The 12858-nt window shown below is 39.1% G+C and carries 19 protein-coding genes; 15 read left to right on the forward strand and 4 right to left on the reverse strand.

The features are described 5' to 3' along the window. Positions 1 to 348: 348 nt before the first annotated feature. From QXL17_07555 to QXL17_07570, 4 genes are read left to right on the forward strand one after another with little or no spacing between them, the layout of a single operon-like run. Positions 349 to 909 carry an NTPase gene (locus QXL17_07555; GenBank protein ID MEM4258985.1) on the forward strand — a complete coding sequence of 187 codons (561 nt, stop codon included), beginning with the start codon at positions 349 to 351 and terminating at the stop codon, positions 907 to 909. Between the two features lie 2 nt (positions 910 to 911). Beyond that, positions 912 to 2027: a tRNA (guanine(10)-N(2))-dimethyltransferase gene (locus QXL17_07560; protein MEM4258986.1), complete on the forward strand. Its 1116-nt coding sequence runs from the start codon at positions 912 to 914 to the stop codon at positions 2025 to 2027. Positions 2028 to 2047: 20 nt separating this feature from the next. Beyond that, entirely contained in the window at positions 2048 to 2719 is a 672-nt protein-coding gene (gene purN, locus QXL17_07565) for a phosphoribosylglycinamide formyltransferase (GenBank protein MEM4258987.1), read from the forward strand. Between the two features lie 4 nt (positions 2720 to 2723). Next, a complete protein-coding gene (locus QXL17_07570) occupies positions 2724 to 4019 on the forward strand; it encodes a folylpolyglutamate synthase/dihydrofolate synthase family protein (protein ID MEM4258988.1) in 1296 nt (431 codons plus the stop codon). Between the two features lie 30 nt (positions 4020 to 4049). Here QXL17_07570 and QXL17_07575 read toward each other — a convergent pair whose 3' ends face one another. Beyond that, positions 4050 to 4589, reverse strand: coding sequence for a YbhB/YbcL family Raf kinase inhibitor-like protein (locus QXL17_07575; GenBank protein ID MEM4258989.1), 540 nt, complete (start codon positions 4587 to 4589; stop codon positions 4050 to 4052). 147 nt (positions 4590 to 4736) lie between these two features. On the opposite strand from QXL17_07575, the gene QXL17_07580 reads away from it, so the two are divergent. The 5 genes from QXL17_07580 (at position 4737) to larC (ending at position 8752) form a co-directional block, all read left to right on the forward strand. Further along, positions 4737 to 5279, forward strand: coding sequence for a nitroreductase family protein (locus tag QXL17_07580; GenBank protein ID MEM4258990.1), 543 nt, complete (start codon positions 4737 to 4739; stop codon positions 5277 to 5279). 65 nt (positions 5280 to 5344) lie between these two features. After that, positions 5345 to 6412, forward strand: coding sequence for a deoxyhypusine synthase (locus QXL17_07585; GenBank protein MEM4258991.1), 1068 nt, complete (start codon positions 5345 to 5347; stop codon positions 6410 to 6412). 54 nt (positions 6413 to 6466) lie between these two features. Next, positions 6467 to 7294 (forward strand): ATP-dependent sacrificial sulfur transferase LarE, encoded by an 828-nt coding sequence (gene larE / locus QXL17_07590; protein ID MEM4258992.1) that lies wholly within the window; start codon positions 6467 to 6469, stop codon positions 7292 to 7294. Then, positions 7275 to 8003, forward strand: coding sequence for a nickel pincer cofactor biosynthesis protein LarB (gene larB / locus QXL17_07595; protein MEM4258993.1), 729 nt, complete (start codon positions 7275 to 7277; stop codon positions 8001 to 8003). The genes larE and larB overlap by 20 nt, the downstream gene beginning before the upstream one ends. Before the next feature lie 8 nt (positions 8004 to 8011). Further along, on the forward strand, positions 8012 to 8752 hold the full coding sequence (gene larC, locus QXL17_07600) for a nickel pincer cofactor biosynthesis protein LarC (protein ID MEM4258994.1): 741 nt from the start codon (positions 8012 to 8014) through the stop codon (positions 8750 to 8752). Positions 8753 to 8797: 45 nt separating this feature from the next. Here the strand turns inward: larC and QXL17_07605 are convergent, their stop codons facing one another. Together QXL17_07605 and QXL17_07610 are read right to left on the reverse strand one after the other, a co-directional pair. Continuing rightward, a complete protein-coding gene (locus tag QXL17_07605) occupies positions 8798 to 9127 on the reverse strand; it encodes a hypothetical protein (GenBank protein ID MEM4258995.1) in 330 nt (109 codons plus the stop codon). Between the two features lie 8 nt (positions 9128 to 9135). Then, complete coding sequence (locus tag QXL17_07610; GenBank protein MEM4258996.1) at positions 9136 to 9426, reverse strand: hypothetical protein; 291 nt, start codon at positions 9424 to 9426, stop codon at positions 9136 to 9138. 113 nt (positions 9427 to 9539) lie between these two features. Here QXL17_07610 and nikR point away from each other — a divergent pair, with 113 nt between their 5' ends. Then, positions 9540 to 9950 (forward strand): nickel-responsive transcriptional regulator NikR, encoded by a 411-nt coding sequence (gene nikR / locus QXL17_07615; protein MEM4258997.1) that lies wholly within the window; start codon positions 9540 to 9542, stop codon positions 9948 to 9950. A gap of 11 nt (positions 9951 to 9961) precedes the next feature. Here the strand turns inward: nikR and QXL17_07620 are convergent, their stop codons facing one another. Beyond that, complete coding sequence (locus tag QXL17_07620; protein MEM4258998.1) at positions 9962 to 10168, reverse strand: DUF1858 domain-containing protein; 207 nt, start codon at positions 10166 to 10168, stop codon at positions 9962 to 9964. Positions 10169 to 10391: 223 nt separating this feature from the next. On the opposite strand from QXL17_07620, the gene QXL17_07625 reads away from it, so the two are divergent. From QXL17_07625 to QXL17_07645, 5 genes are read left to right on the forward strand one after another with little or no spacing between them, the layout of a single operon-like run. Next, entirely contained in the window at positions 10392 to 10844 is a 453-nt protein-coding gene (locus QXL17_07625) for a 30S ribosomal protein S19e (GenBank protein ID MEM4258999.1), read from the forward strand. A gap of 43 nt (positions 10845 to 10887) precedes the next feature. Continuing rightward, positions 10888 to 11232: a DNA-binding protein gene (locus tag QXL17_07630; protein MEM4259000.1), complete on the forward strand. Its 345-nt coding sequence runs from the start codon at positions 10888 to 10890 to the stop codon at positions 11230 to 11232. Further along, a complete protein-coding gene (locus QXL17_07635) occupies positions 11233 to 11391 on the forward strand; it encodes a 50S ribosomal protein L39e (protein ID MEM4259001.1) in 159 nt (52 codons plus the stop codon). It abuts the gene before it with no gap. 9 nt (positions 11392 to 11400) lie between these two features. Continuing rightward, positions 11401 to 12057, forward strand: a complete 657-nt coding sequence (locus QXL17_07640) for a 50S ribosomal protein L31e (GenBank protein MEM4259002.1) — start codon at positions 11401 to 11403, stop codon at positions 12055 to 12057. Positions 12058 to 12060: 3 nt separating this feature from the next. Continuing rightward, positions 12061 to 12726 carry a translation initiation factor IF-6 gene (locus QXL17_07645; protein MEM4259003.1) on the forward strand — a complete coding sequence of 222 codons (666 nt, stop codon included), beginning with the start codon at positions 12061 to 12063 and terminating at the stop codon, positions 12724 to 12726. The last annotated feature ends 132 nt before the right edge of the window (positions 12727 to 12858 follow it).

Here is a 12858-nt window from a genome sequence, read left to right on the forward strand (position 1 = left end):
TTAGGATAAAGAATGGAGAGGAGGTGTACTTATGAGCAAACTCAACCCTCATCTACTTCTGGATCTGGAGAAAAACAACTATACCTGAGTTCTCCAATGATTGAGTTTCTCCAAACGAACTCTTATGTCAAACAAAGTGCTTCTTTGATACCTAAAATCTCCTAATATTCTTAAGGATGAGTTAGAGTATTGGGAGGAGGTAGGATGATTCTCATGATACTCTTTTTTCCTCACTTGATAATCACATATAGAACAAGCTATCACGCACCCTACTTTATTTTTAAGCTATAGGAAGAACTTTGTCAATCCAAACATTTCTAAATAAAAATTGCATTACGTAATGCTATTATGGATGATGTACCAAAGATTGGCATAACCGGAATGCCGAGTGTTGGAAAAACACAGACCCTGTTGAAGATCATTGAAAAAATTGAAAAAAGCGGATACAAAATCGAAGGGATGATTACAGAACCGGTGATTGAACATAAAAAACGGGTTGGTTTTTATGTTACTGATTGGCAGACCAAAGAGCGTGAAGTATTTGCTCATCTAGATTTTGATACAAAGGACAAAGTAAACAAATACGGTGTGAATGTTGCTGCGTTAGAAAAAATTGGTGTGACTGCAATTGAAAAAGCAATCAATAACCCTGAGTATGATATCATCATTATTGATGAGATTGGAAAAATGGAAATGCTCTCAGAAAAATTCTGTGAGATCGTTGTTGAAGCATTAGATTCAGATAAACCAATTATGGTAACATTGCATAAGAAATCTCGAACACCACTTCTACAGGACATCCGACGTCGTGACGATATACGTATTCTTGAAGTGACTCCTGTGAATCGAAATCTTCTTCCATATAAGATAGAGAAAATTCTTGCAGAAAAACTACCTCCGTTGTTTTAAGTATGTCTGTATCACTTCATCGTATTTCAGAGGGAACAACCGAAGTTTTTATTTATCCATCAAAAGGAACGGGAAAAGGTCCAGGAGTTAAAGAAAATCAACCATTTTATAATCCAACAATGGAGCGTAGTCGTGATCTTTCTGTGGTTTTTTTGCAGTGGTTTCTTACTCAGCAGAAAAAGCATGTTACCGTGCTTGATGGTCTTGCAGCATCAGGGATCCGTGGAGTAAGATTTGCCCATGAACTCACCGGTGATTTTTCAGTGGTAATCAATGATCATGACATTCAAGCATATACTCTCATTCAAAAAAATATTGAACATAATAAGCTCAACAATGCTGTTGCATATAATCAAAACCTTCGAGAACTCCTCATGAAGAATCGATTTCAGTATATTGATATCGATCCGTTTGGTTCTCCAATATATTATTTTGCCGATGCTGTACAAAGCTGTACTCATAACGGCGTGATTGCATGTACTGCGACAGATACTGCCCCCTTGTGTGGCGTGTACCCTAAGGTGTGTTTGAGGAGGTATGCTGCGCACCCATATCATTCGGTTGTGATGCATGAGATTGGATTACGAATCTTACTTGGTGCTCTCGGTCGTGATGCAGCACGGTATGATTGCGGGATTGAACCATTACTTTCGTATGCCGCAGATCATTATTTCCGGGCATATGTTCAGATAAAAAGAGGTAAACAATATGCCGATGCGACAATAGAACAGATCCAACCAGTTTCTGCTCGTTTGATTCCGATGAGCAAACTGAAGAATGATGGATCTGTTGGTCCATTATGGATGGGTGGCTTGGAGCACAAAAAAATAATAAGCCATCTAAGAACCGGTGTATTTGAACGAAACGTTCGAACAAAACACGAGCTGTGGAAGCTTTTATCAGTACTTGAAGAAGAAGCAGAAATGCCACCGTTTTTTTACACATCGTCTGATCTTGCATCGTCTTTGAAGGTTTCTGCTCCAAGTATGAAAACAATAGTTAATTATTTGTATCATCGTGGTTTTCTCGTTTCTCGAACTCATTTTCATGAGGTTGGTTTTAAAACCAATGCGCCTTATCCGGTGGTGAAGGAAGTTTTTATACAACAAAAACGATGACTGGTTTGGAATGAAGAAGTATGGTAAAAAAAATTCGTGTTGGTGTTCTTGCCTCAGGTACAGGTACTGATTTGCAGAGTATCATAGATGCCTCTGAGCAACATATGATTGATGCAACGGTGGTCTGTGTGGTGAGTGATAAGAAGAATGCGTTTGCACTTCAACGTGCAAAAAAGCATAATATTCCTGGTTTTTTTATTGATCCGACGAAGAAAACACGGTTTGAACATGAAGAGGAAATCAATAAAATATTATTAGATTATAAGGTTGATTTGGTGGTTGGTGCGGGATATATGCGGTTGTTGTCTTCTCAGTTTGTTCGGAAATGGTTTGGAAAACTCATCAATATTCACCCTGCGCTACTCCCTTCATTTAAAGGGACTAACGGTCAAAAAGATGCTCTAGACTATGGAGTAAAGATCACAGGGTGTACCACGCATTTCATGGATGAGGAGATGGATCATGGTCCGATTATCCTGCAAGCAGCTGTAAAAGTATTAGCTGATGATACTCGAGATACACTTGCTGCTCGAATCCTAGAGGTGGAACATCAGATTCTCCCCAGGACAATTCAGCTGTATGCTGAAGATCGGTTAAAAATCAACGGTCGGAAAGTTGAGATTCTTCCGGGTGAATCCTGGTGTAAGCTCCATCGTTGTATCCCAGATGTTCTTTATTCAGAAGGTTATTAGAATTATGGATAGCAATGAGGCGTTGAGCTGGTTAGAATCATATACTCAGTACGGATGGAAATTTGGTTTAGACCGTATCAATATATTATGCGAACTGTTAGGTAATCCACAGAACGATCTCGCATGTATTCATGTTGGTGGAACCAATGGTAAAGGATCGGTGTGTCGATATCTAACTTCGATACTGCACCATGCAGGATACACGGTAGGAACATATCTGTCGCCACATCTGGAACGTTTCAACGAACGGATTTTGATCAATAATACTGAGATATCTTCTGAAGAGTTGACGCAGCTTATTATAAAAATAAAACCGTGTGTTGAACTCATGAAACGTCAGAATAAAACACCGACGTTTTTTGAAATTGTTACCGCTCTTGCATTCTGTTATTTTCAAGAGAAACATGTTGATTATGTAGTGCTTGAGGTTGGTCTTGGCGGTCGGTATGATGCAACAAATATTGCTGTTCCGCTCGTTTCAGTTATTACAAATATCAGTTTAGAACATACTAATATCTTAGGTAATAGTCTTGAGTCAATTGCATTTGAAAAAGCAGGGATTATCAAAGATAATGTCCCGGTTGTTACTGCCTCAGATCGAAAAGCACGAGAAGTTATCGAACTGGTCGCTCGAGAAAAAAAAGCACCACTGATCCTCGTACATGATACTCAGTGGAAACGGTTATCTTCTGCGTTAAACAATCAGGAGTTTTTCATTCATGGCACTCTGAAGGATTATGTCGTGAGAACATCACTGCTTGGCGAATACCAAGGGGAGAACATTGCGCTTGCAATCCATGCTGTCGAACAGCTTCAACTCAAAGGGGTGTATCTATCTGATAATGATGTTATTCAAGGGATCTCCCAAGCAGTGCATCCTGGTCGTATGGAGATTTTTTCATCTGAACCGTTAATTGTGTTGGAAGGAGCTCATAACCCGATGGGCATGGAGATGCTTCGGAAGACGTTGCAGCAGGACTTTCGATATGAAAATTTAATTGTGGTTCTTGGTATTTTGAAAGACAAAGATATTGATATGATGATCCAAAGCATTGTTCCGTTAGCTGATCTCGTTGTTCTTACAAAATCGAATAATCCTCGAGCAAGTGAACCTGAACATATTCGTGAAAAGATACTTGGTAAAGGGTTTAACAAAACAATTCATAGTACTGAAAATATTCCATCTGCGATTGATTACGCACTTCAGCATGCAGGGAAAAAAGATTTGATTTGTATCACTGGTTCGTTGTTTACAGTCGGTGAAGCTCGAACCTATCTTCGAGGAAAAAAGATGTTTTAAAATAGGTTGATCACTAGAGATTTTTTTCGTTTATTCAGCGGTATACCTTCCTATGATTTGTCCTTGGGCGATGATATGACCTTTGATTGCCTCTTGAACTTCTTTTTTTGTAGCGCCAGCGTTAAGAGAAAGCATGGTGTCTAAAGCATAAACCGTAAATGAATAACGATGAGTTCCTGAGGGTGGGCAGGGTCCTCGGTATCCGATTGTTCCGAAATCGTTTGTACCTTGGGGGTACATGGTTGTTTGACCAGCGGACAGATAGGTAACATTTCTGGGTATATTCCAGATGATCCAATGGACAAAATCTTCAGATGGTGTGTCGATGTCATCCATAAAAATAACAAAGCTTGATACATTTTCAGGGACATTACTAAAACTGAGGGGCGGTGAAATATCTTTGTCATCACAGGTATATACACGAGGTATTGGTCCCCAGTTGATAAATGCAGAACTTGAAACTGAGAGGGTTTTGACATCTGGTGTTTCTTTAGTGGTACATCCTGAAAGTATGATGAAAAGTGATATGAGTATCAAAAGATTGATGGTAGAAGGTTGTATTCTCATCATATTCAACTCACGAAAAATGATACTACCGCGGTGTAATATTTTTTTTGGTTGTTCGTTCAGAATTTGTAAATGGAGAAAACGAAAAGAGGTTAAATGATATCTATATTAGGTTCGCTGGATTGAAATTACTAAAGATTGGTGATGTGTATGGAATTCCGAGATGTCATTGAGCAGAGGAAAAGCATTCGTTCTTTTTCTGATCAACCAGTTGATGAAGCAACCTTAACATACATTCTTGAATGTGCACAAAAAGCACCGTCATGGGCAAATAAACAATGTTGGCGTTTTATTGTAATTAGAAACAAGGAGATAATTCAACAGGTTGCAAAAACCAGTGTTGTGAATCACTGGGTGAAAACAGCTCCCTGTTTGATTATCGCCTGTGGTGATCCAACAGAAAGTGGTGTACATAATGATATGCAGTATTTCTTAGTTGATGTTGCAATTGCTTTTGAACATCTTATTCTTGCAGCAACTGATGTTGGTCTTGGGAGCTGTTGGATTGGGGGTTTTGATGAACAAAAAATCAAGGATCTCCTTGAAATTCCAAAGCGCATTAGAGTGGTTGCATTTTCACCGATTGGATATCCGTCTGCGAAACAGAGTCTGCGAGAGAAGGCAATTAAAGTTTTAGCACGTACAACCACACGGAAGAGTTTAGCTGAAATTGTTCATTATGAAAAATGGTAAAAAATTTAAAGAGTTTTTTGTGACGATGATTTTTATATAGGTTTCTCTATGTACCTTCGGATAGTATGGTAAAAAATCAACTCAGTATTAGTATCACTCGGGGTGATACCATGAATTATGAAAAAAAAGAGCTGTTGAAAGAAAAAATCGAACATATCGATATCAAAGCATTTAATGCAGTTCCTTTAATAGAATCATTTGAGAAGATGTCATTTCAAGCTCGGAATCTTGCCCGTGCATGTAAGATTGTCGATATGATGATGCAGGATAAGAATTGTACGACGATTTTATGCCTTGCAGGATCGTTATTTAGTGCTGGGTTGAAAAATGTGGTTGTTGATATGATTCAATGCAATATGGTTGATGCGATTGTTTCAACAGGCGCGATTATTGTTGATCAAGATTTTTTCGAAGGTCTAGGTTTTCACCATTATCGAGGAGAGATTCGCAGTGATGATACCAAACTTCAACAGTTGCATATCGATCGGATCTATGATACTTTTATTGACGAGGATGATCTCCGTGAGTGCGATATGACAACAAAAAGGATCGCTGACCAGATGAAACCGGGTGCGTATTCATCACGAGAGTTTATCTATGAGATGGGCCGATACCTTGAAAGTCATGGGAAAAACCCTGAATCTGTGGTGTTAGCAGCATACCGTCATCAGGTTCCAATTTTCTGCCCTGCATTTTCTGATTGCAGTGCAGGGTTTGGATTAGTGTTCCATCAGCATGAGAAGAAAAAAGACTATGTTGCGATTGACTCAGTAAAAGACTTCCGTGAATTAACTGAATTAAAAATCAAATCACAAGAAACAGGTTTGATCATGATTGGCGGTGGTGTGCCGAAGAATTTTGTACAAGATACGGTAGTTGCAGCTGATATTCTTGGGGTAAATGCACCGATGCATAAATATGCAGTGCAGCTGACAGTTGCTGATGAGCGAGACGGCGGTCTTTCTGGATCTACACTCAAAGAAGCGCATTCCTGGGGAAAGGTCGATACTGGATTTGAACAGATGGTGTTTTCAGAGGCGACCTTATCATTTCCTCTCTTAGTTAGTTATGTGTATCATAAAGGGAATTGGAAGAAACGAACCGCGAAAAAACTGTATACAATGTTCCGGTAATTTCGTAAACCTGCAGAATAATTATATAGATGGGTGCTTTCCTGTTTTTCCTTTGTGCAGAGGATACTACAGGAAAAACTTTCAAATCTCAAGACAACGTTGAAACAACTACACCGAGTCGCAGTAGCATATTCCGGCGGTGTTGATAGTACTTTTTTAATCACAGTTGCCTATGAGATTCTTGGCTCAGACGTGGTTGCCATCACGGTGGTTTCACCGATGTATACATCACAAGAATGTCTCCAAGCACAGAAGTATGCAAAAACTCTGGGCATTCAGCATATCATGATTAAAAATGATATACTCAAAAATAAACATGTTGTCAACAACTCAAAGAATCGATGTTATTATTGCAAACGAGATCTTTTCAAAAAAATTCAAGAGGTTGCACGAAAAAACAATATATCTACTATTCTTGATGGTTCGAATGCTGATGATCATTTTGATTATCGACCAGGACAAAAAGCGTTAGATGAACTTGGTGTTCTCAGTCCTCTTCGAGATGTCGGGCTCACAAAACAGGAGATCAGGCAACTCAGTAAACAGTATCATCTGACGACATGGGCTCTTCCTGCAGATGCATGTCTTGCCTCACGATTTCCCTATGGTGTTCAAATAACTAAAAGGCGGTTGCAGCAGGTATATCGTGCAGAAACGTATCTCAAACAGTTAGGATTAACAATTGTTCGGGTTCGGTATCATGAGGATATTGCACGGATTGAAGTTGAACAAAAAGACTTCCCAATTATTCTGAGAAATGCTGCAGACATATCAAACTATTTTAAAAGAATCGGTTTTCACTATAGTACGTTAGATATCCAAGGGTATCGAAGAGGGAGTATGAATGAGGTGTTGGAAAATGATGAAAAAACTATTGCTTGACTATAAAAAAGGAAATGTTACTCTAGAAACAGTGTTAGATGCTCTCAAAACCTTACCGTATCAGGATCTTGATTTTGCAAAAATCGATACTCATCGATCTGTGCGGAAAGGATTTCCTGAAACTATTTACTGTACTGGAAAGACAATTCCGCAGATTCTAAAAATTATGAAAACCATGATAGCTCATCAGACCAATATTCTTGCAACGAAAGCAAATGAGGCGATTTTCTCTGAGGTGAAAAAACTGTATCCTTCTGCTCGATACCATGAACTTGCAAAAACCATTGTGATTCAACAAGAGAAGGTAAAAAAGAAAAAAGGTTTTATCTTAGTTTTAACTGCTGGCACATCTGATATTCCTGTTGCTGAGGAGGCTGTGATCACTGCAGAGCTCATGGGAAGCAGGGTTGAAAAAGCCTATGATGTAGGTGTTGCTGGTGTGCACCGATTATTTGAATTAAAAGATAAGATTTTCACCGCAGAAGTGATTATTGTGGTTGCAGGTATGGAAGGTGCGTTGGCAAGTATTGTTGGTGGACTTACTGCGAAACCGGTGATTGCTGTTCCAACAAGTGTTGGATATGGTGCAAGTTTTCAGGGAGTTGCTCCGTTGTTGACAATGCTGAATAGTTGTGCTGAGGGTGTTGTTGTGGTGAATATCGATAATGGTTTTGGTGCAGGATATTTTGCGAGTCTGATTCACCGGTGATTAATGCTATGACAGTTGCATACTTTGATTGTTTTTCCGGTGTTGCTGGAGATATGATTCTTGGGGCATTGCTTGATCTTGGTTTCGAAGTTTCTGTGTTGGAGCAGGAGCTAAAAAAACTGGATATATCTGGATATCGGCTAACGGTTCAGAAAACAACGTATCATCAGATCGCTGGTATCGATGTTTCTCTTGAGGTTCAGGACCCACAGAGCTATCGTCATTTTTTTGATATTAAAAAACTCATAGAACAAAGTTCATTGAATGAATCCGTGAAAAAAACAAGCATCGATATTTTTTATCGTCTTGCAGAGGCTGAACGTACAGTTCATAATGTTTCTCTTGAAGAGGTTCATTTTCATGAGGTTGGTGCTGTTGATGCGATTATTGATATTGTTGGATCGGTTCTTGGCATTCATTATCTGAATATTAAGAAAATTTATTGTTCTCCGCTTCCCTTGGGTAAAGGTTTTATTTCATGTGAACATGGTGTTCTTCCAGTTCCAGCTCCGGCAACAGTTGAACTTCTGAAAAATATCCCTGTCTATACTGATGAACGAAGGTACGAACTGGTGACTCCCACTGGCGCCGCGATTATTTCCACGCTTGCGACTCAGTTTGGATCGATGCCGCTCATGAAAATCTACCGCGTTGGGTATGGTGCAGGTAAAACAAAAAGCAAGTATCCCCATCTCTTACGAGTCTTTCTTGGAGAGTTGTACCAGCATCCTGATAAAAGTATACCTTGAAAGGAATTGAAAAAGAATAAAAAGGAAAGAGGGAGAGGATTTTGGTTAGCTTTGTATTGTTTTTTGTTTGGTTTTTGTCATTTGATGCGTGATAGCAACGAGAGTTATCCATATGCAAATGATTGCAATGGTCATAGATCCACCAATGGTTGCCATTTCTTCAAGCATGACTGGTATTTCAGCTGGTGTTTGCATCGCAGTGAGGAAGGGTGGATAAAGAATTACTTCCTCATGGGCGATATGTTCTACTGCAAGCATGAGAACACCTCCCCAGAGCATAATGTTCAGCCAGCTGATTTTTAAAGCTTCTGGTATTTTTTTACGAAAAAGTGTTGTTACGATTCCCAATGACATAGGCACAATAAAACACGCCATATTTTTTTTCACCTCAGTTGTGTTGTTGGTTTTTGTTTTTTTATAAGGAGGTAGATTCCCCAGACGGCAAGTACTGGAAGGATCATAAGGATGCCTAAGATAATGCTGTTCGAGACAATCCCTTCAGTTTCTAGGGTAACAAAGGAGTCTCCATCATAGCCGAGCAGATGGTCGATGAAAATCATGATGGTTGATCCCCAGAACATGAGCATTGGGATTTCAAAGTGGTATTTTTTAGGTGCTTTCATCCAGAGTGCTGTTGTAATTAGTGCAGAAAACAAGGTTGTTATCAGCCACATTGCGTTGTCTTCCTCCATTTTTTTTAGATGGTGGTGAATACGTGACTCTTTAAAAGAATTGCGGTAACAAAAAATATAAATTCGTGCTACGATTGGTGGGCATAGGTGTTACCGTGCAAGTAATTACACGTTTTGGAGTTTCAATAGAGCCAGAGTTGTTACACCATTTTGATCAACTTATACAGAGGAAGGGATATACGAACCGTTCAGAGGCGATCCGTGATCTCATTCGCGACTTCATCGTGAAACAAAAAACAATGGACCCTGAATCTGAAAGTCTTGGTACGTTAACGATCCTGTATGATCATCATTCGTCATCACTTAATGAGCGATTACTTAGTATACAACATGATCATCATGAATCAATTCTGACGACAACACACATTCATATTGATCATCACACCTGTCTTGAGATCTTAGTTTTAAAAGGAAAAACAGCTGATATTCAGCGGCTTTCTGATACCATTCAAGCATTGAAAGGAATAAAACACGGAGAACTCGTCATCACGCAGCGTTCTTTCTAAAAAAATAAGGATTATTTTTGAACAGCCGCATTTAAATCTTTAATCAGTTTTTGTATGTCGATTTGATGGACAGTTGCGATGTCTTTCACTTTTTCAAATGATGCAGCAATACAACCGATACATCCAATATTATATTTCATAAAAACCATTGCTACTTCAGGATATTTGTCAATAACTTCGCGGATCGTCATATCTTCAGTTATTTTTTCTTTTACCATAGTATATCTCCTAGCATTTCGTAGGGAGGTGTATTCGGCACCATAATATAATATTTATGATGCTAGGATATCTTCTGCATACTTCCTTACAGCAGGGTTAGCGATAGCAAAGATTTTTAGATATTTGCCTTTGCATAGTCTTTTCCTCTATCCAATATGCTTAAATAACAAATGGTTTATTACCGATACCCAATCTATATAAAGATAAAGGAAGAAAGAGCCTATGACAACAGCATTTGATGTTCCTGCTCATGAGCTGATCAAAGCTTTGACTAAAAAACTTCAGAACGAAAAAGCGATTACACCACCACCGTGGACGGCCTTTGTTAAAACCGGTGTTCATAAAGAAAATCCTCCGGAGAATCGAGACTGGTGGCATGTTCGATGTGCTTCGATTCTTAGAAAGATCTATATCAGCAATGGCATCGGTATCGAACGTCTGAGAAGTGAATACGGCGGTTATCGAGATCGGGGATCAAAACCAAATCGAGCCCGATCAGGAAGTGGATCAGTAATTAGACATGCGATTCAGCAACTCGAACAAGCTGGCTATGTTACTAAAGTTCGTGGAAAAGGAAGGATTCTTACACCAAAAGGTGTATCCTTTTTAGATCATACTGCATTTGAGGTTAAACAAACACTGCTTGAAAGTCATCCTGAGTTAAAAAAATATTAAAACTCCTGTAAGTATCTAAAGATGGGTTTGAGGTGTCTGGTCTATGGATGATGATCTGGAAAGTATCAGACGTAAAAAACTCCTTGAACTTCAGCAACAACAGCAACAAATGCTTGCTCAGGAAGAACTTGAAGAGGCTCAACAAAAAGAACTCAGCGAACAGAAGAAAATGATCCTTCGTGCAATCTTAACAACTGAGGCGCGTGAACGACTTGGTAGAATTCGAGCAGCGCGACCTGAAATCGCCGAAAACATTGAACATCAGTTGATCCTGCTTGCCCAGTCAGGCAGACTCAAAAGTAAAATAAATGATGAACAGTTACGGGAGTTACTCTCCAGAGCAATCCCGAAAAAACGGGATATAAAAATTCATAAAAGAGGAATATAAATGTCAACGCATAAATCATTAGGAAAAAAACTACGGTTAGGACGGGCGACAAAAAGTAATCGTCGGGTACCAGCATGGGTAATGATTCGAACAAATCGGCGATTTACTCGTCATCCAAAAATGCGGAACTGGCGACGGAATAAACTCAAAATAGGATGATGATTGTGTATGGCTGAAAAAGAACAGGGAAAAGAAGTCGAACGAATATATATTATTCCTCTCAGAAAACCAAAACACGGGCGAAGTTCTCTTGCAGCGCCTCGTGCAGTCAAACATGTTCGGAATTTTCTGATTCATCACATGAAAGTCGAGCAGGATAAAATATGGATTGATAGTTCGGTTAATAAATACCTTTGGTCGCATGGTAAATTCAAGATACCAAGTAAAATCCGTGTTCGAGCAGTGAAGTTTGAGGATGGTGTTGTCGAGGTTACTCTCCCGGAAATCGGTGAGAAAAAATCACGAAGAGAAATCCTAAAAGAAGAACGAGAGAAAAAGACACCGATACTCCGACGAGAAGAAGCAGAAGCTGCACCATCGGAAGGAGCAGTAAGTGGAACTGAAGATTACGAAATAGCACCAACAGCTGATGGTGATGTGAAGATCAAGAAAAAGAAAGAAGAAAAACCAAAAGAACCCGAAGAACAGCAAGAAACTGAAGAAAAGAAAGAGGAAAAACCAAAAGAAAAAACACAGAAAAAAGAAACAGCAGCCGACAAAAAGAAGGAAGAGAAAAAATCTTCAAAAAAACAATCTGAAAAATCACCATCAAAAAAGACTGCTTCAAAAAAGGCTGCAAAGAAACCAGAGAAGAAAAGTGAATAAGGTATGCTTCAGCTTCTGGATTTCAACGACAATCCAAATGTCGGAGTGTACTGCAGGGTAAACGAGTCTGTTGCTTTTGTGCAGAAAAGTCTCCAGAAAAAGACAAAGGATCTGATTGCAAAGACGTTGGATGTACAAATCGTTGAACTGACGATCGCAGATTCAACAATCATTGGTTCACTTCTTGTTTTAAATTCTCATGGTGCAGTGGTCACTAATATTGCTGATTCGCACACAATTCAACTTATCAAAAGTCAAGGGTTAAATGTTTCCGTCATTAAAGATGTAATTAATGCTGCTGGTAACGATATTTTAGCAAACGATTATGGAGCACTTATTCATCCTGAGATTAAGAAAAAAACCATGAAAAAAATCAGTGAGACATTAAATGTTCCTGTTGAATATGGTACGATTGCACAACAGCCGATAGTAGGTATGTCTGCAGTGGTAACGAATAAGGGATGTTTGTGTCATCCGAAGATTACCGAAGAAGAAAAAAACCATCTGAAAGATCTTTTTCATGTTGATGTGATGATTGGAACAGTGAACCATGGGTTTCCCATGATTGGCAGTGGTTTAGTTGCCAACACGAAAGGTGCTATTATAGGTAATCAGACGACCGGTATTGAAATGGGGCGTATCGAAGAAGCATTAGGCTTCCTTGAGTAAATTACTAGACCTTTTGCGTAATTGTAAAACAAGAATAACTACTCTCTTTTAACCTCCCGATTTACTATTTTTTACTCTGGTTGTATGGTAAAATTCACTAGACCACAGACGATAGACGTCATACGATCGTAT

This window comes from Candidatus Thermoplasmatota archaeon, from assembly GCA_038884455.1.
Lineage (GTDB): Archaea > Thermoplasmatota > E2 > DHVEG-1 > DHVEG-1 > JAWABU01.

Bases quoted from the DNA above. Each gene is read 5' to 3' on its own strand.
- QXL17_07555 (MEM4258985.1), top strand. From the start codon at position 349: ATGGATGATGTACCAAAGATTGGCATAACCGGAATGCCGAGTGTTGGA.
- QXL17_07560 (MEM4258986.1), top strand. From the start codon at position 912: ATGTCTGTATCACTTCATCGTATTTCAGAGGGAACAACCGAAGTTTTT.
- purN (MEM4258987.1), top strand. From the start codon at position 2,048: ATGGTAAAAAAAATTCGTGTTGGTGTTCTTGCCTCAGGTACAGGTACT.
- QXL17_07570 (MEM4258988.1), top strand. From the start codon at position 2,724: ATGGATAGCAATGAGGCGTTGAGCTGGTTAGAATCATATACTCAGTAC.
- QXL17_07575 (MEM4258989.1), bottom strand. From the start codon at position 4,589: ATGATGAGAATACAACCTTCTACCATCAATCTTTTGATACTCATATCA.
- QXL17_07580 (MEM4258990.1), top strand. From the start codon at position 4,737: ATGGAATTCCGAGATGTCATTGAGCAGAGGAAAAGCATTCGTTCTTTT.
- QXL17_07585 (MEM4258991.1), top strand. From the start codon at position 5,345: ATGGTAAAAAATCAACTCAGTATTAGTATCACTCGGGGTGATACCATG.
- larB (MEM4258993.1), top strand. From the start codon at position 7,275: ATGAAAAAACTATTGCTTGACTATAAAAAAGGAAATGTTACTCTAGAA.
- larC (MEM4258994.1), top strand. From the start codon at position 8,012: ATGACAGTTGCATACTTTGATTGTTTTTCCGGTGTTGCTGGAGATATG.
- QXL17_07605 (MEM4258995.1), bottom strand. From the start codon at position 9,127: ATGGCGTGTTTTATTGTGCCTATGTCATTGGGAATCGTAACAACACTT.
- QXL17_07610 (MEM4258996.1), bottom strand. From the start codon at position 9,426: ATGTGGCTGATAACAACCTTGTTTTCTGCACTAATTACAACAGCACTC.
- QXL17_07620 (MEM4258998.1), bottom strand. From the start codon at position 10,168: ATGGTAAAAGAAAAAATAACTGAAGATATGACGATCCGCGAAGTTATT.
- QXL17_07625 (MEM4258999.1), top strand. From the start codon at position 10,392: ATGACAACAGCATTTGATGTTCCTGCTCATGAGCTGATCAAAGCTTTG.
- QXL17_07630 (MEM4259000.1), top strand. From the start codon at position 10,888: ATGGATGATGATCTGGAAAGTATCAGACGTAAAAAACTCCTTGAACTT.
- QXL17_07635 (MEM4259001.1), top strand. From the start codon at position 11,233: ATGTCAACGCATAAATCATTAGGAAAAAAACTACGGTTAGGACGGGCG.
- QXL17_07640 (MEM4259002.1), top strand. From the start codon at position 11,401: ATGGCTGAAAAAGAACAGGGAAAAGAAGTCGAACGAATATATATTATT.
- QXL17_07645 (MEM4259003.1), top strand. From the start codon at position 12,061: ATGCTTCAGCTTCTGGATTTCAACGACAATCCAAATGTCGGAGTGTAC.